Raw genomic sequence first — 19,202 nt, forward strand, 5'->3', positions numbered from 1 at the left:
ACTGTCTCCCCTATTTATCTGCAAACCATCAGCCGTCTACGTTTGGCACAATCAAGATAAATTCATTCGCAAAATTGCTGAAGGCATTGCAATTGTAGCGATGAAGGGAAGAAAGGGAAGAGCTAGGGATATAAGAGGTTGATGGATGAATCTTGAGGAACGTCTAAAGGTAGAGCGGGCAAATATCTTAAACTTGGCTAAGAAATATGGGGCTTACAATGTTCGTATTTTTGGCTCGGTTGCCCGAGGCGAAGCAGATTCAACCAGTGATGTAGATTTCTTGGTCGAAATGGAATCTGGGCGCAGCTTATTGGATCTCGGTGGCCTGCTGATGGAGCTGCAAGAGTTGCTCGACTGCTCGGTTGATATCGTTACTGACAAAGGACTGCGCACCAAAATCCGTGAACGAGTTCTCGCTGAAGCTGTACCTCTATGAGAGGCGATCGCGAAAAAATGCACGATATGCTAGAGGCGATTGAGCGTATTGAACGCTATGCATCTCAGGGTAGAGAAGCCTTCGAGCAAAACGAGTTGATTCAGACCTGGTTTACGCAAAATCTTCAAGTTATTGGTGAAGCAGCCCGAGCCCTATCGTCAGAAATCAGAGAGCAACATCCAGAAGTGCCCTGGTCAAACATCATCGGGATGCGGAATATCTTGACTCACAACTATTTTGAGATTGACTTCGATATCGTCTGGGTCGTTGTAGAACAAGAACTGACTCCCCTAAAGCAAGATATAGCAAGCATCGTGCAATCTCTAGATGACTCGACATGAAGTGCTGCGCGCAATTGCCGCAGATACTTGAGCCGTGACGATGAAATTGAGACAGGCAAAGAGTAATAGAAAGACTTTGTACTAAATCCACCTGGCAGTAACAACGGTATTCTTAAGGGCACGTCTAACCCTTCTCGGCGGCGGCTATGGAACGCAATCAGTTTCGCATTGGCACGTTTAACCTTAATAACTTAATGCTGCCCGATCGCGAGTTTTACCCTGGCGAAGCCCACTCCCAGGCCGATTACCTCAAAAAGCTGGCCTGGATTGGGGCCCAGCTCGATCGCATGACGGTCGATATCTGCGGCTTTCAGGAGGTGTTTCACCGGGGGGCGCTCAAAGAAGCTCTGCACCGCAGCGAGTACCACCAGCAGCACGAGATTGTGATGGCGGAGGGCTTTGGTCGGGGGCCGGGGGTAGCGCTGGCGACGCGGTTTCCGGTTTTGGGGCAGCGGGTGTATGACGAGTTCCCGGCTGAGAGCATTTTGGATTTGGAGGGGGCGGAGATCCCGATTCGGCGGTTTTCGCATCCGGTGCTGGCGGTGGATTTGGCCCTGACGGAGAGCATTCAGTGCACCGTGGTGGTTGTGCACCTGAAGTCGAAGCGGCCCATGATGAGCAATGGCGTCGATCGCAGCGACCCGGTCGAAATTGCCAAAGGCCACGCCCGCTCGCTGATTCGCCGCACCGCTGAGGCCACCGCCCTGCGGTTTTTGCTGATGGAGGGGCTGCGCGATCGCAACTATCCGGTAATTGTGATGGGCGATGTCAACGACAACCACACCGCTGTAACAACACAGATTGTGTCGGGTCAGCCGCCCTGGGAATGCTGGCCCTACCGCAAAAAAGCCCCCGTCTGGGACGTGCTGCTGTACCAGGTGAAAGACATTCAGGCCCGGCTGGGCTACGGCGACCACTACTACACCCACATCCACAACGGCCACTACGACAGCCTCGACCACATTATGGTGAGCGAAGAATTTTCGGCCCAAAACCGCGATCGCATTGGCCGCGTCACCTACGTCTCGGTCTTTAACGACCACCTGTTCGACCAAACCCTGCTCGAAGACAGCATCGAGCCCTGGCAGTCTGACCACGGCCAGGTGGTGGCTACCATCGAACTCAACCCGCCCCTGTCGAGCCGCCCCCAGCTGGTCGATCGTCTGGCACCATGACCACCCCCGTTGACCCACTGACCCTGACCCAGGGGCTGGTGCTCGCGTTCAGCTACCTGAGTTTGGCCCTGGGCTACGTGCCGGGGCTGCGCATGAACCGAGCCACCATTGCCCTGGTCAGCGCGGCGGTGCTGGTGGCCCTGGGTAGGCTGCCCCTAGACGCCGCCTGGGCCGCCATCGATGCCGACACCATCGTGTTTTTGCTCAGCATGATGGTGGTCAATGCCTACCTCTCCTACGCCGGGTTCTTTCAGCTGGCCCTGGTGCAGCTGCTGCGCCTGACCCGCAGCCCCCTGGGTCTGCTGGTGCTGCTCACCCTGGCAACAGGGGCACTGTCGGCGGTGTTTCTCAACGACACCCTGGCTCTGGTAAGCACACCGCTGACCCTGCAGCTCACCCGTGCCCTAAAGCTCAACCCGGTGCCCTACCTGTTGGCGATCGCGGGGGCGACTAATCTTGGCTCCCTCGCCACCCTCAGCGGCAATCCTCAAAATATCTTGGTGGGGTCGTTTTCGGGAATTGGCTACCTGGCCTTTGCCCAGGCGCTACTGCCGGTGGCGCTGGTGGGGCTGGTGCTTCAGGTGGGGCTACTGTGGTGGCTGTACCCAGAGCTGCGATCGCTGGTCCCCTGCCCGCCCCCACAGCTGCCCCGCCTGCGCCTGCACCGCCCCCTACTGGTGAAAACTCTGGTGGTCTCTACCCTGCTGCTGGCCGCCTTTGTGGTGGGTCTGCCCCTGGCCGAGTCGGCGTTTTTAGCGGCGGCGGCCCTGTTGGTGACGCGCCGCATTAAGCCCCAGCGGGTGCTGGCGGCGGTCGATTGGTCGCTGCTGGTGCTGTTCTCGGGGCTCTTTGTGCTGACCGAGGCGGTACAGTCGCTTCAGGTGCTCGACCGCGTGGCCCCCTGGGTGGCCCACCCTGCCGGACTGCTAGCGGTAACGGCTGTGCTGTCGAACCTGATTTCTAACGTTCCAGCCGTCTTGCTGATTCAAACGCTGATTGCCCCCGGCGATACCCAGGGCTGGCTGCTGCTAGCGGCGGGCTCTACCCTGGCGGGCAACCTCACCCTGTTTGGCTCGGTGGCTAACCTGATCATGGTTGAAGGCGCTGCCGCTGAGGGTTACCCCCTCACCTTTGGGCAGCACCTGCGCTTTGGCCTGCCCCTGACCCTGCTAACCCTGGCGATAACCTACGTTTGGGTCGTGTTGCTCTGACCGCTGCTCTAGCGACTCAGCTGAGGCACACCCTGCGGACTGCTGCCCAGATCACTGAACTGCATCGTCCCAGGCGGTATCCTGTGACCAAGACCTGTTGGGGGCAGCTCTGCGGTGCGCATCTTTTTCGACTTTGTAGTAGGCGGTATTGCGGCCCTGTTTCCGGTCGTAGACCCAATTGGCAGCGTGCCGATTTTTCTGGTGCTGACGACAGGGGTACCCGCTGGCCTGCGCAACCGCTATGCCCTGCGCATTGCCCGCAATGTGGTGGTGCTGCTAGTAAGCACCCTGCTGGTGGGGGGCAGCGTGCTGCGCTTTTTTGGCGTGTCGCTGGCGGTGGTGCGCATCGCCGGGGGCATCGTGGTCTTCCACGCCGCCTGGCGAGCGATGAACTCTGACCCCAAGCTCACCAATGTCGATAGTCAGGAGGCCGTCCAGCGGGTTGACGAGCACAAAGACATTGCTTTCATGCCCATGACCATTCCACTGCTGGGTGGGCCAGGGGCGATCGCGGTGACGCTGGGCCTCGCCGCCCAGGCCGGGGGCGATTTTTCGGTGGCTACCGCGCTGAATCTGCTGGCGATCGCTGCCGCCATCGGGCTAATTGGGCTGGCCATTTTTTTGTCGCTGCGATCGTCTACGCTGCTGCTCAAGGTGCTGGGGGCCAGTGGCATTCAGGCCATGAGCCGCCTGCTGGGGCTGTTTGTGATGGCGATCGGCGTACAACTCATTCTCAACGGCCTGGCCGACTGGATGGCATCTTTGGGCTGGGTGCCTTAACCGCTATGGAGAAGGCCGAGAGATGCGGCTCAGCCTACGGTCACACTATAAATTCTGACGTAAACTTGGGTAGACTTGGGGTGTTCCCTTAAACACTGATGAACCTGGCTTCACGGATTCGGCAACAGTGGTTGAGCGCAGGCAAAAGTAGCACTAAGAGCGGCCTGGCCAGTAGGCAGGTTGCGAATACGGGTTTATCGCTCCCCAGTGCTTTATACAGCCTACAACGCTCTATCTAGCGGCATTTTATCCTGCTTGCCGCAGGTCTTTTCAGGGAACCCTTGACCCATGAGCTACCCCAGCTTTCATAGCTTCATCAAGTTGCTGCGCAGTCTGCTCAAGCGCAGACAGCCCTGGCTGTTCGAAGAATCGCTCTTTTTAGCCGATCTGTGCCTGGCCTACGGCACCATTGCTGGCCTAGGCGATCGCGATAAAAAAACTCTGTTTCTCGCCGCCCACTTTAAAAACCTGGGGGCTATCTACCTCGACGACCAGAGCCTCAAGCAAGAATACCGCGACCACCGCGACGCCGTGGCTCAAATGGAGGTGCTGTTTAGAGAAAGTGCTCAGCTCGCCCGAGATGCGGGTCTTGAAGAAGTTGCCGATGTGCTAGAGCAGTACCACCTGCGGGCGATTCCGCAAAATTCTCTGGCCCGCATTTTTCAGGTGCTCAACGCCTGGGTGTCGTGCCGTCAGCGCAAGGGATGGCGTAGCTCCATGAGCGACAAAGAGGCGCTGATCATTCTCAAGCAGCGGGCCGAAATGAAGTGGTCTGACCCCAAGGTGGTGTTTCACTTTATTGAGCATCTCTGCCGCTACTCGTCGCGGGCCGAGCGCCGCCAGGCCTGCACCCTAACCGGGTTTGAGGTGCCGCCCGAGGTGCCCGAGGTGCGAGACTACAGCTTCGACACCCTCGAAGACCAGTTTCAGGAGCAAGTTGAAGCCGCCGGATAGCGATGACTGTCGCGCTGAATGGCCCAGACTGAGCCTGTCCATCTTTTGCTTAAGGGTGCTTAAGGGACAGGGATGGCCACAGCAGGCGGAAGGGGATAGAGTTGGGGAGGCACCGCAATCTTCCAGATAGGAGGTTGCTTCTAGGCTAATTAGCCCTAGAATTTGGACATTGTTGGGTCACTCTGCGTGCTGCAGACTGGCCCGCGCTAGGTTTGTTTGGCAGTAGCTACAAAGGTTTGTCATGGCTAACGACGCGATCGATATGGAACTGGCCTACGCCAATTCGCTCACCGAGAAAGACATCGATGCAGTGCCTTGTCTAGAGACCATTGAGGCGGTAATTGCCAGCCTCGACCAGGGCGATGGGGCGATGGTTAGCCAAACCACCGAGGGGCACCTGTGGCGGTTTAGATACGGCAGCGTCGATGTCTACGTACAGCTAACCGGCGAAACCGAAACTGACACCCTGACAGCGTGGTCGCCCGTGCTATCGCTACCGGCCAAAAACGAGCCTCAGATGATGAAGCAGCTGCTAGAGAAAAACTGCAACGAAACCCTGGAAGCCCGCTTTGGCATCTCTGGCGATCAGGTGCTGGTAATTTCAAGTCGCATTCTCAAGGATATTTCGCCTGCTGAAATCTCTCGGCTGCTGACCATTGTGGCCACCATTGCCGATGATTCGGATGAGGCGTTAGTAGCCGAATTTGGTATGGGTTGAAGGAGATAGTCTCCGCCGTTCCCTGAGCGGAGTCGAAGGGAACGGCAGCCCCGTAGCTCCGGTGGTGACTTCATTCCTGTTGCTGAGCGGAGTCGAAGCGACCGGGGGAAAGCCAGCGATACGGTTAAGCCCGCGCCTCTTCGATCACCGCTTTAGCGATCGAGGGCAGCTGTAAGCCTGGGGGATACTGGCCTTCATCTTTAATGCGCTGAATCATGGCGGGAGAAACGCGCAGACCCAGGTGGTTGGCGATCGCGCGCACTACATCACCGCGATCGATGGTGCCAGCGACAGCATCGGCGGGGGTAAGCACCGTGAGCCTAGGGATCTGGAGCGCTTCGAGCTGATCGATGGCCTCGGTCAGCGGCGTGCCCTCCCGCACCGAAGGAATATCGAGTAGCGGTTTAGCGATATGGGTCAGGGGCAGGGTTTCCCACTGGCTGCGCTCGATCGCACGCATGTCGTCAATGCTGACCAGACCCCGGTAGCGCCCGTCGGAGGCGGCAAAATGGGCGGGGGCGCGGTTTTCTTCAAGCAGGTAGGTGTCGGCAAACTGCCGCAGTGACATATTGGCATCGACCACCTTAAAGTCGCGGGTCATGGCATCGGCGGTGGTCAGGGCCAGCATGGCTTCTTGCAGGTTGGTGACCTGGTTGTAGGCGGCGGCATTGCGCAGGGCGAACCAGCCAATGGCGGCAATCCAAAATCCAGAGAAGGCTTGATAGGCCAGGGCCATGACCAAACCAAAGGTAATCGCCAGCCAGCCCAAGATCTGACCTGAGCGGGCCGCCCAGCGAATGCCCTTGATGCGGCTGCCGGTTCCCTTCCAGACCAGAGCCTTGAGCACCTGGCCACCGTCTAGCGGCAGGCCGGGAATCATGTTGAACAGCGTCAGCACCAAGTTGATCTGGGCGACGCTGCCGGTAATCACCGATACCGGGGTGGGCAGGGTCGGAATTAGGGAGACGGCGGTGAGCAGCAAAAACAGCCCAAAGCTAACCAAAGGCCCGGCCACGGCCACCTTGAGCGCATCTTCGGGGGTTTTAGACTCTTTGTCGATGGAGGCAATGCCGCCGAACAGAAATAGCGTAATCGAGTTGACGGCGATGCCCTGGGTCTTAGCGGCCAGACTGTGGCCCAGCTCGTGCAGCAGCACCGAGGCAAACAGCAGCAGGGCCAGGGCAAAGCCCATCGCCCAGGCCAGGTTACCCCAGGCCGAGTGCCAGCCCGGCTCTAGGCCGTAGGACACGGTGACCAGCAGCAAAATAATAAACCAGGAGCTATCGATAAACAGGGGAATACCCAAAATAGCCCCAATCCGCCAGCTAGATTGCATTGCCTAACCCCTAATTAACAGTCTCAAATGCTAAACCAGACCCAGTGCCCCATCGAAGACGTGGGCACGCGGGTCTGGGATATGGCTTTATTCTATCAACTGGCCTATTTTCCCGTTGGGCGGTACAAGGGGGGATACTACAACAATCCGGCGTTGCCCAGGCCCAAGATCATTCCTGCGCCAAGAATGTGGCCAAAGCTGGCGATCGCCAGCAGCTCGGGCAGGCCAAAGCCTTCAAACACCATTGGCAGGCCCACGGGCAGCGCCGGACCTGCCCCAGGCTTGCGAATGGCATACTTACCGATGGCCAGCACGAACAGGTTGCAGGTAATCATGATCAGCGCTACTTTAGGCGACCACTCGGGCGTGGTGGGCACAGTGTAGGCGGCAAGCAGGTTAGAAAACAGCAATGTTATTTCTCCGCTAGAGGTCTAAAATTGGGTCTTGAGCAACAGAATTTAACGTCGATTGCTTAACGTTTAGCTTAAATGTGGCCCTAGCATGGGCATTTAGGCCTAGCTGGATTATAAAAATCCGGCGACACCTCCTCAGCGAAATGTTCAATAGAGTTAACATGCGGGTCAAGATTTGTGGCATTACCCAGGCAGAGCAGGCGATCGCGATCGCCCGCCACGGTGCCACCCACCTGGGCTTTATCTGCGTGCCCCAGTCGCCCCGCTATTTGTCTCCTGGGGCGATCGCCGAAATTACCCAGGCCCTCGATGCCGCCAAAGTGGCGATTAAAACCGTGGGCGTGTTTGCCGATGCGCCTCTGACGGAGATGGCTGACGTTGCCCGACAGACCAACCTCAGCCACCTTCAGCTCCACGGGCAAGAAACCCCTGAGCAGTGTCAGCAGCTCCTAGCTGAGCTACCGGGAATCTTTTTAATCAAAGCAATTCGCGTGCGCACTGCCGCAGATTTGGTATGGGCTGAAACCTATGCCCCCCATGTCGATGCCCTGCTGCTCGATGCCTACCACCCCCAGCAGCTAGGCGGCACAGGCCTGACGCTCGATTGGAATGCCCTGGTATCGTTTCGACCCACCTGCCCCTGGATGCTGGCAGGCGGGCTAACCCCCGAAAATGTGTCTACGGCGCTCTCAATGCTTAAACCCGACGGCATTGACCTGTCCAGCGGCGTTGAACAGAGCCCTGGAATCAAAGATCTGGCCATGGTGCAGAGATTATTCAAAAAAATGCAACAGCTATAGCTAAACCTCAAATTCTATTTTTAGGATCTGTCAGTGCACTTTCTAGTCTTCATAAATAGTGCATTGCAAAGCCTTTTTTTACCAACAATACTAATTGCTAGACGATTTTCTGCTTTTTTTAGGTTCAATTTTATTGATTATCTTGGTGAGATGACTTATCCTCAGGGCGAATGATTCTCCTACTCTTAGAGAAAGAGATTGAGGAGCGCTCTGAGTTAATTGAGCGGTTTGCAATATAATCCAGAGATGCTTCTGCCAGAAAAGCAGAGCGACTTCCGCCCTGACTATCCACGAAGCGGTCAATTTTGCTTAAAACGTTCTCGGGCATTGAAATGTTTATGCGCTTTGTGGATCCTGATATATTTGACAGATCAACATCTACTACAGCAAAAATTGCATTGTCGTAATCGGGATTATTCATATGGGTCTCAGAGGGCTGTGAAGTAGGCAACTCTTCACCATCAGAAAACAATCCTTCTATATGGCATTCTATGGCTTCAACACTGTTAGAAAGAGCCTGGTCTAAGGTATCTCCAGCGGAGAAACAACCCGGCAAATCAGGTACAGTAACTCCGTAGTCACTATCCTCGTCTTTGTGAATTACCACGACATAACGCATATTCTTTTCTGCGATGTTTGATAACAATATACCAAGAGCTCTTAGTCAGACGGAGGCCACTTCCATCCGGCCTGTTTAAATATGCTTCGGACAGTACCGATAGGTAAGTCCTTTTTAGGATGGGGCACAGTAACACGACCTGGATAGGCCGGATGCTTAAACTGTTGGTGACTGCCACGAACGTTATTTAGAATCCATCCGTCCTTCTTTAGCTTGGAGATGATGTCGCTACTCCTCATGCATCACCAGCTATACACACTATACACATTCTGGCGAGACTCAAGTTTGATCGGCTTTGGGTACCAGTGTCGAGGTTTCTGAAGGTGAGGGGCTGACGGCGGCGATCGCCAGATCTTTGCTCTCTGCTTTGACATGGGTAGTGTCTGTAGCCATGACCTCGATCGCCTCAGGTTGGTAGGCGGCGACATCAAACCAGAAGGTGGTGCCGATGCCCACCTCGCTGACCAGATGCACCTGGCTGCTGTGCTTTTCGATGATGTTTTTGACGATGGAGAGACCCAGGCCGGTGCCCTCCAGGGTATGGACGCGGTTTTCGACCCGGAAGAAGCGATCGAAAATAGCCTGCTGATCTTCGGGGGCAATGCCAATGCCGGTATCGCAGATCTCAATGCGAATGTAGCCCCCTTCATCGAGGCCCTCCCCTGGCGGCACAATCTGGTGCGCCCGCAGCATTACCTGGCCACCAGGTTCGGTGAACTTGAGCGCGTTGCCCACCAGGTTGCTAAACACCTGTAGCAGCAGGTCGTAGTTGCCAATCACCGGGGGCAGGTTCGGTTCGACATCCTGCAGCAGCTCGATCCGCTTGTCTTTGGCATTGAGGCGGTGGGTGCGCAGAGTTTGCTCAATGGGCTGAATAATATCGACCGCTTCGAGCTGGTACTGGCGGCTCGACTCTAGGCGCGACAGGTCGAGTACGTCATTGACCAGGCGGGTGAGGCGATCGGTTTCGTGGTTGGCGGTTTCGAGAAATTCTTTGCGCTCGCCGTCGCTGAGGTCTTCGCCGTACTCGTGCAGGGTTTCGATAAACGACTTGATGTTAAACAGCGGCGTGCGCAGCTCGTGGGAGACATTGCTGATGAACTGGGCCTTAGCCTCGTTGAGCGCTACCTCGCGGGTAATATCCTGTACGGTGATGGCCAGGCCTTTGACGTTTTCTTTGGCCTGATCGAGCACCGTGTTGAGCAAAATGCGCAGGGTGCGATGGCTGGGCTCGGTAATTGGCACCCGAAATTCCATCGCCTCTGAGTCGCCCTTGACTGCCTGAAACAGGGGCCGAGTGAGCTGCACCCGCACCGGGGCCGGGAAGTGCTCCAGAATGTTTTCGCCATCGAGGTGCTGGTGTTCCCAGCCGAAGATGCGGCGGGCGGTGGGATTGACCAGCACCGCATGCATGTCGCTGTCGAGCAAAATAGCGCCGTCGGCAATGGTCGAAACCAGGGTTTCGAGCTTGGCTTTTTCGGCGGTGAGTTCTTCAATATTTTGCTCTTCGTAGCGCTCCAGGCGCTCGGCCATATCGTTAAAGCTGTAGATCAGCTCGCCCAGTTCGCCGCCCAGGGGCAGGTCAATGCGCTGGTTAAAGTTGCCGGCGGCAATGTTTTTGACCCCCACTACTAGCTCTTTGATCGGCTGGGTAATGGTGAGCGCGTTGAAGACTGCGCCCAAAATGACCATCACCCAGATCGAGACAAACACCGCAATGGTGACATCGCGGGTCAGGTGCGACGAGGCCACCACGGTGGGGTTGGGGTTAATGCCCAGGGCGAGTACGCCCAGGTGGGTGCCGTTGTAGTTGAGCGGCACAAACACGTCGGTGACTTCGCCCACGGGGGTGAGGTGCTGGCGCACCAGGGGGCGATCGGTGTTTTGGGCGTAGCCCTCGGGCAGCTGCATGCGCCGCCTCAGGGTAAGAGAACTCTGCACCGAGGCCTCTGAAAAGGGAATGCCGAAGAATATGTCGCCGTTTTCGTCGGCGTAGAGCATGTAGCGGACGCTAGAGGTGCTCTGGTAAAAGCTGTAGGAAAATCGGGCCAGTTCGCTGCGATCGGCCTCGTTGACCAGGGGGGCGACATTGGCGGCCAGCAGCAGGCCCAGGTCGCGGGCAAAGCGGGTGTCGTTGAGGCGGGCATCCATCTGGATAGTGTTGACGGCCCAAAAGGTGAGGGCGCTGGTAATCAGCGACACCACCAGCGTTGCCCCGGCCATTAGTCGGGTTTGGAGGGTGAAGTCGCCCCACCAGCGCAGGAAGATATCGCGAGTTTTTGCCAGAAGCCTGATCAACGGAACCTATCTAATGCTGGATGTTAAATTCAGCCTTTATTCTGGCATGTTCTTCGCGTCTTAGCCGTCAAACAGGGATTCAAACTCGTGGCGCAGGCTGTCGTAGTTGATCACGCGGGCCACAATCAGGTTTTGGTCGCCCAGGGTTGGGTCATCCTTAGCGGCAGCAAACAGCTGCTTCCAGTGGAGGACGTCCTTTTCTTGGCTCAGCCAGAAGTTGACGATGGTATTGACGATCGCATCCCAGTCCCAGTCGGGCCTGCGGTGGACGGCTTCGGTGGCGCTAATGAAGGCGTCGAGGGTGCAGCAGTAGCTGCCGAGGTAGGCCTGGGCGCGATCGCGCTTAGTCTCGACCTGCTGCTGGTGGTTAAAAAATTGCAGCACCGGGGCGATGCCGATGATGTCAAAGCTATAGCTCATGATCAAACGGGAAATGAAAAACGAGGTTTATGGGTAACTCGCTCCACCGCTGGCGACACCCCCATAGACCAAACGCCCTGAGCCAGCCAGGGCGATGTGAGGCAGAGGTCACCTGCCCCCATTGACAGGTATAAATTGGGGAAACGCTGAGAAGATTGAGCTGAAATCGGTGACGAATCACGCTCAGAATCGGGCTCGGTAGCACAAGTTAGTGAATAGTTTAGACAGTTCACTCTGTAGAGTTGTTCGCCTGCAACGGTTTTTAGCGATTTTCACAAGATAGACGAATCGCTACCATAGAAAGCACTCCCCTCAGCTAGATATTGCCCCTCTCCCTGGAGCAACCCGTGACCACCCTGGACTTACCCCTCGAAATCAATCTTGAGGCTGTTCATTTTACCGATGAGCAGTTTTACCAGCTTTGCATTCACAACCCGGAGCTGGCGATCGAACAAAATGCCCAGGGAGTGTTGATCGTTATGCCCCCTGTAGGCGGTGAGAGCGGCAATCAAGAGATGGAGGTTGGCGGCGAACTGTACCTCTGGAATAAGCAAACCCAGCTTGGTAAGGTTTTCAGCTCGTCTACGGTTTTTCAATTGCCCATCGGCAGCAAGCGATGGTCAAAGACCGGCCCAAAGGGCCATCGCCCGATGCTGCCTGGGTAGAGCTATCTCGATGGGAAGCGCTGACCTCTGAACAACGGCGCAGGTTTCCTCCCATTGCGCCAGATTTTGTCATGGAAGTGCGGTCGAGTACCGATAGTCTCACGGCCCTGCGCGAGAAGATGCAGGAATACATGGCCAGTGGTGTTCGTCTGGGCTGGCTGCTCAATCCAACAGATCAGCAGGCAGAAATTTATCGGCCTGGGCAGGAATCGGAGGTGCGATCGCTCCCTACCCGGCTTTCTGGTGAAGCTGTGCTGCCTGGCTTTAGCTTAAACGTTGCCCTGTTTGCCTAGCGGCGAGGACACCACTCTCAGCACAACCATTCCTACAACGTTGGGGTGCCCTGCCCTGTAAGTGCCTGTAAGTGACAGGGGTCACAGTTTGCAAAACTCTTGAAAACCGTTAAGTCTTGGCCAACCTGCCGTAAAGATGGCTATCCAGGGATGACATAGCGCTGGACTTGAGACATTCTAGGTACAGATACGACAGACGCACGCAATTTATAGCTAATTCCCTATACTAAACAGCCCCCGAAGCCTTGGCCTCGGGGGTTATTTAATGGCATTGGGGGCTGGCTCAGGGCCGAGCGGGCTCGCTGTTGACGCAGGTCAAAACTCCCTCACCCTGGGGCGAGTTACCGCTCATAGGGCGCAGGGTCATAGAGGGCTCAAAGCCAGGGTAGCAGCGCACCAGCACCGTATCGCTGCTGCGGGTGACGTACAGCACGCTGACAGGATTGCCGTTAAGGATGGCGGGCACCAGGCGGGGGGCACCAGCTACGGTCGAGAGCGCTGGGCTCACTCTAAAGAGGTTGAGAACCATTACTCCTAGCGCTGCGCCCAGGGCAACAGCAACCCACAGTCGGGAAAATAGCTTGGTCATGAATGTATGCAGAACTCTAATCATCCAGACCATACCTATAAAGCCTAAGAAGGGGATAAAGGCATAACCTCCATCCCCTTCTGTATCAGTACAGCAGCTAGATTTTTCGGTCTAGCCCTAGGTGCCCACGGTCCAGGAGTTGATGTAGATCTCCTGCTCGGGGGTGAGGCTGTCCACCTCGATGCCCATGGCCACCAGTTTCAGGCGGGCAATCTCCTTATCGACCGCCTCGGGGATGGAGTGCAGACCGGGCTCCAGGGAGCCTTTGTTTTTCACCAGATATTCACAGGCCAGGGCCTGGTTGGCAAAGCTCATATCCATCACGGCGCTGGGGTGGCCTTCGGCGGCGGCCAGGTTGACCAGGCGGCCTTCGCCCAGCACAATTACCGACTTACCGTTGCCCAGCATGTACTGCTGGGTAAAGTTGCGCACCTGCTTCACTTCGCTAGCCATTTCGCCCAGCGACTTGAGGTCGATTTCAATGTCGAAGTGGCCTGAGTTACACACCATTGCGCCGTCTTTCATGGCCTCGAAGTGCTCGCGGCGAATGACGTGCTTGTTGCCAGTCACGGTGATGAACAGGTCGCCCTGGGGAGCGGCCTTAGCCATCGGCATGACGCGGAAGCCATCCATGACGGCCTCGATCGCCCGGATGGGGTCAATCTCGGTGACGATGACGTTGGCCCCCATGCCCCGCGCCCGCATGGCGGTACCTTTGCCGCACCAGCCGTAGCCAGCCACCACCACGTTTTTGCCGGCCAGCAGCACGTTGGTAGCGCGAATAATGCCGTCAAGAGTCGACTGGCCGGTGCCGTAGCGGTTGTCGAAGAAGTGCTTGGTGTCGGCATCGTTGACGTTCATAGCCGGGAAGCTGAGCACCCCGTCGTTGAACATGGCCCGCAGGCGCACAATGCCGGTGGTGGTCTCTTCGGTGGTGCCGATGATGTCAGACAGCTGGGCCTGGCGCTCTTTGACCAGGGTAGCGACCACGTCGCTGCCGTCGTCGATGATGATGTTGGGGCGGTGGTCGAGGGCGGTTTCGACGTGGCGGTGGTAGGTGTCGCTGTCTTCCCCGCGCAGGGCAAACACGGGAATGCCGTAGTCGGCGACCAGGCTGGCGGCCACGTCATCCTGGGTGGAGAGGGGGTTGCTGGCAATCAGCACCGCATCGGCACCGCCGTTCTTGAGGGCGATCGCCAGGTGGGCCGTCTCGGTAGTGACGTGGCAGCAGGCCGAAATTCGAATGCCTGCCAGGGGCTTTTCAGCGGCAAAGCGGTCTTGAATCTGGCGCAGCACAGGCATCTCGCGCCCGGCCCACTCAATTCGCTGCTTGCCCTGGGTGGCCAGGGAAATGTCTTTGACGTCGTACTTAAATTGGAGTGTTGTGGTCATAGCGAGGGTATCAACCGTAGTAAATCGTTTCTGTGCCGTACCAGGTCCAGTTCGGGAACTGTCGTTTTCCCGCCGGTAGAACGCCACCCCTGGACTTGGAGCTTGGGGCAATTGCCAGCGTTCTTAGCTTAACGGAATTTTATGCGGGGTACTGCCCGATGTGGCGTGCGGAGAACGTCTCCATACCTCATAGGGCAAGGGGGCATGGAGAGAAGTTTTTTGATATTCATGCGAGGTACTGCCCCGATCGCACCTCTCCACAGAATTGCTGGGCGGCCTCGATCGCCTGCTGCCGCAGGTTGGCGTAGACCTTGGCAAAGGGCGGCTGCCAGGCTGAAAGCCCCAGCACATCGGCGGTGACAAGCACCTGCCCGTCGCAGTGACTCCCGGCCCCAATGCCAATGGTGGGAATGCTCAGAGTCTTGGTAATGTCGCGGGCCAGCTCAGCGGGAATGTGCTCTAGCACAATGGAAAATGCCCCCGCCTGCTCTAGCGCTTTGGCTTCGGTGAGAATGCGATCGGCCTCGGTCTGGGTTTTGCCCTGCTTGCGAAAGCCGCCAAACTGGTTCACTGACTGCGGCGTTAGCCCCACGTGGCCCATCACCGGAATGCCCCACTGCACCAGATGGCGCACCCGTTCGACCACGCCCTCGTGGCCGCCTTCTAGCTTCACCGCCTGGGCACCGGCTTTGAGCATGCCGCCAGCAGCGCGAATGGCGTCTTCTAGGCTGGTCTGATAGCTCAGGAAGGGCAAATCTACGACCAGCAGGGCATTTTTGACCCCCCGCCGCACCGCCTTGGCACAGAGCAGCATGTCCTCCAGGGTCAGCGGCAGAGTCGTGTCGTAGCCCAGGGCTACCATCGCCAGCGAGTCGCCCACCAGCACAATGTCGGCCCCCGCCGCATCGACGATCTGCGCCGACATCACATCCCAGGCGGTAAGTACGGCGATCGGCTGGGCCGGTTGGCCCGTCTGCTTCCACCGCAAAATTCGATCAACGCTAACGGCCATGGCTGCGCCTGGGGAAGGGGTATGGTTGCCAGAATAGCAAACTACGATATAGCAAACTACGATTCGGCTATCCCTCCAATCTGCGGCTCCACAAGTCGCTAGAATCAGTTAAAGCAGTATGAGTGGCTTATCACGATGATCCCAACCGTTATTGAGCAATCCGGGCGTGGCGAGCGCGCGTTTGACATTTATTCCCGGCTTTTGCGGGAGCGCATTATCTTTTTGGGTCAAGAAGTCACTGCCGACTCGGCCAACCTGATCGTGGCCCAAATGCTATTCCTCGAAGCTGAGGATCCAGAAAAAGACATTTACCTGTACATCAACTCCCCCGGTGGCTCGGTGAGTGCGGGTCTGGGCATCTACGACACCATGAAGCACATTCGGCCGCAGGTGTGCACCATCTGCCTGGGGCTGGCGGCCAGCATGGGAGCGTTTTTGCTCACCGCTGGCGAGAAAGGCAAGCGCATGAGCCTGCCCAACTCCCGCATCATGATTCACCAGCCCCTCGGCGGGGCCCAGGGCCAGGCCACCGATATCGAGATTCAGGCCAAAGAAATTCTTTACCTGAAGAAGCAGCTGAATGAGGCGATCGCCCACAACACCGGCCAGCCCTACGACAAAATTGCCGAAGACACCGAGCGCGACTTCTTTATGAGCCCCCACGAAGCGGTGGAATACGGCCTGATCGACCAGGTAATCGATCGCACCTCAGTGGGTTCTCGCCCGCTGGCGGTGATGTAAACGCAGCCGATCGCCGATACCGTTTAGATCTCCCTTACCCCCCAATTTAGACTGGGGGGCTTTTGTTTGGCCCAGCCCGCGCGGTCGGGCCACGGGAGTCTAAGGGCTACCGGGGGTGGGCTGGGTTTCGAGGTAGAGCAAAAACTCCAGCAGTTCGTCGTCGGTGAGGTCGTGGCGCGATCGCTTGCCGTAGGTTTTTTCTAAAAACTCGCGGCCCTGGTTGACGCCCCAGCCCAGCCGCTGAAGCTCGACATCGGTTTGGGCAATGATGTCTGACAGGTCAACAGCGACGGCTGGCCCGCTGCCTAGATCCATAAATTCGTCGCGATCGTCAACGCTACCGGCTAACGGCTCCTCAGGCAGAAAATCTGGGGGTAAAGACTCTGTCGGTTGAGCCGCTGACTTGGCCCGAGGCGGGCTAGCCAGAGCCGTAGGGGGCAGGTCGAGGCCAGGGGCCTTAGGCATATCGACTGGCTGGCTCGGGGGAACTACGCTGAGCAAAGTTTGGCCCTCGGCGGCTGGTACGCCAACTTGAGAATCAGCTGTGGGGCTGACCGCAGATTTGAGCCGGGCAGGCGGGGCAGGCGCGCTGGTATCAAGACTGTCAGACTGAAGAATCTCAGGCTGAAGACCGTTGGCCAGAAGACCATTGGACGGCAGGCTGCTGGGCTGAAGGCCGGGGGATGGCACCAGGCTGGTCGGCGGGGCAACTGAGACAATCAGGCGCTCCAGGGCGCGGGTGGTGGCGATATCTTCTGCTGCCTCCAGAGTGGTGTTGGCCCCTAGACCGCTGGCCAGGGTGAGGCCATCTACGCCAGCGCAGACCCGCACCACGTATAGCCCATCGTGAATAGTGAGCAGATCAGAGAGCAGGCTGCCCTGGGGATACCGTTGTCGAAATTGACTCAGCAGCGAACTTAGCACTCCAGATGTCTCCCCTGCGGGTGGATGGTACCCGTACTATTCTAGGGAAGAGGGGCACGTTAGACTAAAACCATTACGCCGCTGACCAAACCGGGTGCAGGCTGGGAGCCCTTCCGGCATGGGTTGTGCCTCTGGAGGTTTGCGCCCCTGAGCTTGCGCCAGTAGGATTGCAATGGCCTCTGCGATCGGGAGCCAGCCGAGCGTTGTGCCTTTACCCTAGACCTTTACTTTTGCTGCCCTAGGTAGCTGACCTGAGCTAATGCTAGATCGCCTGCTAGATATTTCTACCAACTTTGGGGTCGATACCCTGCTGCTGCTGCCGGTGCTGATTGCTCTCGAAGCGGTGCTGTCGGCAGATAACGCGATCGCCCTGGCCGCAATCGCCCAGGGCCTAGAGAGCGAAACCATGCAGCGGCGGGCCTTAAATTTGGGTCTGGTGGTGGCCTTTGTGCTGCGCATGGGGCTAATTTTGACCGCTGGCTGGGTGCTGCAGTTCTGGCAGTTTGAGGTCATGGGGGCGGCCTATCTGCTGTGGCTGGTGTTTAAGCACTTCACCGCCAAGACCCAGGACGATGGGGAGGCCCACGGCCACGAGCCGCGCTTTGCCAATTTGTGGCAGGCGATTCCGGTGATTGCGTTTACCGATTTGGCATTTTCCCTCGATAGCGTTACCACAGCCCTGGCTCTCTCTAAGGATGTGGTGGTGATTTTGCTGGGCGGCACCATCGGCATTATTACCCTGCGGTTTATGGCAGGGCTGTTCATTCGCTGGCTAGAAGAATTTGAGCACCTAGAAGACGCCGGATTTATTACCGTGGCGTTCGTCGGCATTCGCCTGCTGGTGCGGGTGATTGACCCCACCCTGGTGCCCCCCGAGTGGGTGATGGTGCTGGTGATTGCCCTGGTCTTTACCTGGGGCTTCTCAAAGCGTACGGCCCTGGCTACCGACGAAGCGGCTCATTTGGAGCAGGGCAAAGTGCCTACCATTGCCGAACTAGAGGCTCAGGACAGCGCCCCGGTAGAGGCTTCCTCCAGTCAAGAAGACCCTGCTCCAGCCTTTCCCCTCAAGGATTAGCGACTGGCGACTGGTAAGAGCACCAGTCGCTCCAGCCGCCTGGGTATAGCTTGGCCATCGGTCGCTCGGCCAGGGCTTGGGCCAGCAGGTTGACGCAGGCGGTGACGCCAGAGCCGCAGTAAACGATCACCTCATTGGCTCCGTCTAAGCTGGCCCAGTGCTGAGCCAGCTCAGATGGGGCTTTCATGTGGCCGTTCTGGTCAGAAACATCCTGCCAGAAGTAGTTCACCGCGCCGGGAATGCTGCCCGCGACGGGGTCGATGGGCTCGACTTCACCCCGGTAGCGTTCGGGCGATCGCGAGTCGATCAGCACCGTTTCTGCCTCGCGCTGGCGCACGGCCTCGATATCGACGATCCACTCTGGCCGGGGCGCAGGGGTAAAGTGACCTGGCTGCGGTGTCGGCAACTCTGTCGTTGTCGGCTGGCCTGCCTGCACCCAGCCCGACCAGCCGCCGTCTAAAACCGCTACCTGGTCGTGGCCCAGGTAGCGCAGCAGCCACCAGAGGCGGGCGGCAAAGGCAAAGCGGGAGTCGTCGTAGGCTACCACCAGAGTCGGCGGGGTAGACCTCACCCCGATCGCGGCCAGCTTTTGGCCAAAGGCCCCTAAGTCGGGCAGGGGATGGCGACCGCCGTGGGCCTGCACCGGGCTAGACAGATCCTGGTTGAGATCGAGGTAGCAGGCCCCAGGAATGTGGCCAGCGGCGTACTGCTGCTGACCCTGCTGGGGGGCGGCCAGGGCAAAGCGACAGTCGACCACAACCACGCTGGGGTCGTTGAGGTGCTGGGCCAGCCAGTCGACGGTTACCAAATTGTAGGGATGGGTCATGGGTAAAAACGCTGCGGTTAGGGCACGGCAGCTATCTCCTCCAGGGGATAGCGTTGCACTATAAAAGTAGGGTATAAGGTTGCTGAATTGGCGACACTAGCGGCTGCGGTGCATCGATTCCAGGGCCAGCCGTGGAGGTTTGTCGGTCGGAAAACTCCGGATCCCGAGCTGGACTTGGTGTATC

The 19,202-nt window shown here is 57.7% G+C and carries 21 protein-coding genes and 1 pseudogene; 11 read left to right on the top strand and 11 right to left on the bottom strand.

All coding sequences use genetic code 11. The features are described from left to right. The first annotated feature begins 145 nt into the window (after positions 1-145). The 7 genes from ACQ4N7_RS01260 (at position 146) to ACQ4N7_RS01290 (ending at position 5,615) form a co-directional block, all read left to right on the top strand. Positions 146-436 carry a nucleotidyltransferase family protein gene (locus ACQ4N7_RS01260; RefSeq protein ID WP_430709803.1) on the top strand — a complete coding sequence of 97 codons (291 nt, stop codon included), beginning with the start codon at positions 146-148 and terminating at the stop codon, positions 434-436. Continuing rightward, the gene (locus ACQ4N7_RS01265) at positions 433-777 is read left to right on the top strand and encodes a HepT-like ribonuclease domain-containing protein (protein ID WP_430709804.1); all 345 of its coding nucleotides are present in this window, start codon (positions 433-435) and stop codon (positions 775-777) included. The genes ACQ4N7_RS01260 and ACQ4N7_RS01265 overlap by 4 nt, the downstream gene beginning before the upstream one ends. Before the next feature lie 146 nt (positions 778-923). Next, a complete protein-coding gene (locus ACQ4N7_RS01270) occupies positions 924-1,952 on the top strand; it encodes an endonuclease/exonuclease/phosphatase family protein (protein WP_430709805.1) in 1,029 nt (342 codons plus the stop codon). Further along, the gene (locus ACQ4N7_RS01275) at positions 1,949-3,163 is read left to right on the top strand and encodes an anion transporter (protein WP_430709806.1); all 1,215 of its coding nucleotides are present in this window, start codon (positions 1,949-1,951) and stop codon (positions 3,161-3,163) included. The genes ACQ4N7_RS01270 and ACQ4N7_RS01275 overlap by 4 nt, the downstream gene beginning before the upstream one ends. Positions 3,164-3,277: 114 nt before the next feature. After that, entirely contained in the window at positions 3,278-3,943 is a 666-nt protein-coding gene (locus ACQ4N7_RS01280; RefSeq protein WP_430709807.1) for a MarC family protein, read from the top strand. Between the two features lie 288 nt (positions 3,944-4,231). After that, positions 4,232-4,897: a hypothetical protein gene (locus ACQ4N7_RS01285; RefSeq protein ID WP_430709808.1), complete on the top strand. Its 666-nt coding sequence runs from the start codon at positions 4,232-4,234 to the stop codon at positions 4,895-4,897. Positions 4,898-5,159: 262 nt separating this feature from the next. After that, positions 5,160-5,615, top strand: a complete 456-nt coding sequence (locus tag ACQ4N7_RS01290) for a YbjN domain-containing protein (protein ID WP_430710059.1) — start codon at positions 5,160-5,162, stop codon at positions 5,613-5,615. Between the two features lie 124 nt (positions 5,616-5,739). On the opposite strand, the gene ACQ4N7_RS01295 is transcribed toward ACQ4N7_RS01290, so the two are convergent. Together ACQ4N7_RS01295 and psaK are read right to left on the bottom strand one after the other, a co-directional pair. Continuing rightward, on the bottom strand, positions 5,740-6,951 hold the full coding sequence (locus tag ACQ4N7_RS01295; protein WP_430709809.1) for a site-2 protease family protein: 1,212 nt from the start codon (positions 6,949-6,951) through the stop codon (positions 5,740-5,742). 137 nt (positions 6,952-7,088) lie between these two features. After that, positions 7,089-7,361 (bottom strand): photosystem I reaction center subunit PsaK, encoded by a 273-nt coding sequence (psaK, locus tag ACQ4N7_RS01300; RefSeq protein WP_430709810.1) that lies wholly within the window; start codon positions 7,359-7,361, stop codon positions 7,089-7,091. A 164-nt stretch (positions 7,362-7,525) separates the two neighbouring features. On the opposite strand from psaK, the gene ACQ4N7_RS01305 reads away from it, so the two are divergent. After that, positions 7,526-8,164, top strand: a complete 639-nt coding sequence (locus tag ACQ4N7_RS01305) for a phosphoribosylanthranilate isomerase (RefSeq protein WP_430709811.1) — start codon at positions 7,526-7,528, stop codon at positions 8,162-8,164. 130 nt (positions 8,165-8,294) lie between these two features. Here ACQ4N7_RS01305 and ACQ4N7_RS01310 read toward each other — a convergent pair whose 3' ends face one another. From ACQ4N7_RS01310 to ACQ4N7_RS01325, 4 genes are read right to left on the bottom strand one after another with little or no spacing between them, the layout of a single operon-like run. Then, positions 8,295-8,783 (bottom strand): type II toxin-antitoxin system HicB family antitoxin, encoded by a 489-nt coding sequence (locus ACQ4N7_RS01310; protein ID WP_430709812.1) that lies wholly within the window; start codon positions 8,781-8,783, stop codon positions 8,295-8,297. Between the two features lie 41 nt (positions 8,784-8,824). Further along, positions 8,825-9,022 (bottom strand): type II toxin-antitoxin system HicA family toxin, encoded by a 198-nt coding sequence (locus ACQ4N7_RS01315; protein ID WP_430709813.1) that lies wholly within the window; start codon positions 9,020-9,022, stop codon positions 8,825-8,827. Positions 9,023-9,062: 40 nt separating this feature from the next. Next, the gene (gene nblS / locus ACQ4N7_RS01320) at positions 9,063-11,081 is read right to left on the bottom strand and encodes a two-component system sensor histidine kinase NblS (RefSeq protein WP_430709814.1); all 2,019 of its coding nucleotides are present in this window, start codon (positions 11,079-11,081) and stop codon (positions 9,063-9,065) included. 60 nt (positions 11,082-11,141) lie between these two features. Then, positions 11,142-11,501 (bottom strand): hypothetical protein, encoded by a 360-nt coding sequence (locus tag ACQ4N7_RS01325; RefSeq protein ID WP_430709815.1) that lies wholly within the window; start codon positions 11,499-11,501, stop codon positions 11,142-11,144. Between the two features lie 347 nt (positions 11,502-11,848). Between ACQ4N7_RS01325 and ACQ4N7_RS01330 the strand changes: the two are divergent. After that, positions 11,849-12,459, top strand: a pseudogene (locus ACQ4N7_RS01330) (Uma2 family endonuclease). A gap of 283 nt (positions 12,460-12,742) precedes the next feature. On the opposite strand, the gene ACQ4N7_RS01335 reads toward ACQ4N7_RS01330, so the two are convergent. From ACQ4N7_RS01335 to panB, 3 genes are all read right to left on the bottom strand, one after another. Beyond that, positions 12,743-13,048 (bottom strand): hypothetical protein, encoded by a 306-nt coding sequence (locus tag ACQ4N7_RS01335; protein WP_430709816.1) that lies wholly within the window; start codon positions 13,046-13,048, stop codon positions 12,743-12,745. 117 nt (positions 13,049-13,165) lie between these two features. After that, on the bottom strand, positions 13,166-14,440 hold the full coding sequence (gene ahcY / locus ACQ4N7_RS01340; RefSeq protein ID WP_430709817.1) for an adenosylhomocysteinase: 1,275 nt from the start codon (positions 14,438-14,440) through the stop codon (positions 13,166-13,168). A 226-nt stretch (positions 14,441-14,666) separates the two neighbouring features. Then, complete coding sequence (gene panB, locus ACQ4N7_RS01345; protein ID WP_430709818.1) at positions 14,667-15,452, bottom strand: 3-methyl-2-oxobutanoate hydroxymethyltransferase; 786 nt, start codon at positions 15,450-15,452, stop codon at positions 14,667-14,669. Between the two features lie 135 nt (positions 15,453-15,587). Here panB and clpP point away from each other — a divergent pair, with 135 nt between their 5' ends. Next, on the top strand, positions 15,588-16,193 hold the full coding sequence (gene clpP / locus ACQ4N7_RS01350) for an ATP-dependent Clp endopeptidase proteolytic subunit ClpP (protein ID WP_430709819.1): 606 nt from the start codon (positions 15,588-15,590) through the stop codon (positions 16,191-16,193). Between the two features lie 99 nt (positions 16,194-16,292). On the opposite strand, the gene ACQ4N7_RS01355 is transcribed toward clpP, so the two are convergent. Beyond that, positions 16,293-17,117 (bottom strand): hypothetical protein, encoded by an 825-nt coding sequence (locus ACQ4N7_RS01355; RefSeq protein ID WP_430709820.1) that lies wholly within the window; start codon positions 17,115-17,117, stop codon positions 16,293-16,295. 259 nt (positions 17,118-17,376) lie between these two features. Between ACQ4N7_RS01355 and ACQ4N7_RS01360 the strand changes: the two genes are divergently transcribed. Continuing rightward, positions 17,377-18,192 (top strand): TerC family protein, encoded by an 816-nt coding sequence (locus ACQ4N7_RS01360; protein ID WP_430709821.1) that lies wholly within the window; start codon positions 17,377-17,379, stop codon positions 18,190-18,192. Here ACQ4N7_RS01360 and ACQ4N7_RS01365 read toward each other — a convergent pair. After that, the gene (locus ACQ4N7_RS01365) at positions 18,182-19,018 is read right to left on the bottom strand and encodes a sulfurtransferase (protein ID WP_430709822.1); all 837 of its coding nucleotides are present in this window, start codon (positions 19,016-19,018) and stop codon (positions 18,182-18,184) included. The two genes, ACQ4N7_RS01360 and ACQ4N7_RS01365, sit on opposite strands and share 11 nt — an antisense overlap. Positions 19,019-19,202 lie beyond the last annotated feature (184 nt).

It is taken from the genome of Nodosilinea sp. AN01ver1, assembly GCF_050565655.1.
Classification (GTDB): Bacteria; Cyanobacteriota; Cyanobacteriia; order Phormidesmidales; family Phormidesmidaceae; genus Nodosilinea.

Coding starts and splice junctions, on each gene's coding strand:
- ACQ4N7_RS01265 (WP_430709804.1), top strand. CDS start 433: ATGAGAGGCGATCGCGAAAAAATGCACGATATGCTAGAGGCGATTGAG.
- ACQ4N7_RS01290 (WP_430710059.1), top strand. CDS start 5,160: ATGGAACTGGCCTACGCCAATTCGCTCACCGAGAAAGACATCGATGCA.
- ACQ4N7_RS01270 (WP_430709805.1), top strand. CDS start 924: ATGGAACGCAATCAGTTTCGCATTGGCACGTTTAACCTTAATAACTTA.
- ACQ4N7_RS01360 (WP_430709821.1), top strand. CDS start 17,377: ATGCTAGATCGCCTGCTAGATATTTCTACCAACTTTGGGGTCGATACC.
- ahcY (WP_430709817.1), bottom strand. CDS start 14,440: ATGACCACAACACTCCAATTTAAGTACGACGTCAAAGACATTTCCCTG.
- ACQ4N7_RS01335 (WP_430709816.1), bottom strand. CDS start 13,048: ATGACCAAGCTATTTTCCCGACTGTGGGTTGCTGTTGCCCTGGGCGCA.
- ACQ4N7_RS01260 (WP_430709803.1), top strand. CDS start 146: ATGAATCTTGAGGAACGTCTAAAGGTAGAGCGGGCAAATATCTTAAAC.
- ACQ4N7_RS01310 (WP_430709812.1), bottom strand. CDS start 8,783: ATGCGTTATGTCGTGGTAATTCACAAAGACGAGGATAGTGACTACGGA.
- panB (WP_430709818.1), bottom strand. CDS start 15,452: ATGGCCGTTAGCGTTGATCGAATTTTGCGGTGGAAGCAGACGGGCCAA.
- clpP (WP_430709819.1), top strand. CDS start 15,588: ATGATCCCAACCGTTATTGAGCAATCCGGGCGTGGCGAGCGCGCGTTT.
- ACQ4N7_RS01285 (WP_430709808.1), top strand. CDS start 4,232: ATGAGCTACCCCAGCTTTCATAGCTTCATCAAGTTGCTGCGCAGTCTG.
- ACQ4N7_RS01365 (WP_430709822.1), bottom strand. CDS start 19,018: ATGACCCATCCCTACAATTTGGTAACCGTCGACTGGCTGGCCCAGCAC.
- ACQ4N7_RS01325 (WP_430709815.1), bottom strand. CDS start 11,501: ATGAGCTATAGCTTTGACATCATCGGCATCGCCCCGGTGCTGCAATTT.
- ACQ4N7_RS01305 (WP_430709811.1), top strand. CDS start 7,526: ATGCGGGTCAAGATTTGTGGCATTACCCAGGCAGAGCAGGCGATCGCG.
- ACQ4N7_RS01275 (WP_430709806.1), top strand. CDS start 1,949: ATGACCACCCCCGTTGACCCACTGACCCTGACCCAGGGGCTGGTGCTC.
- ACQ4N7_RS01295 (WP_430709809.1), bottom strand. CDS start 6,951: ATGCAATCTAGCTGGCGGATTGGGGCTATTTTGGGTATTCCCCTGTTT.
- ACQ4N7_RS01315 (WP_430709813.1), bottom strand. CDS start 9,022: ATGAGGAGTAGCGACATCATCTCCAAGCTAAAGAAGGACGGATGGATT.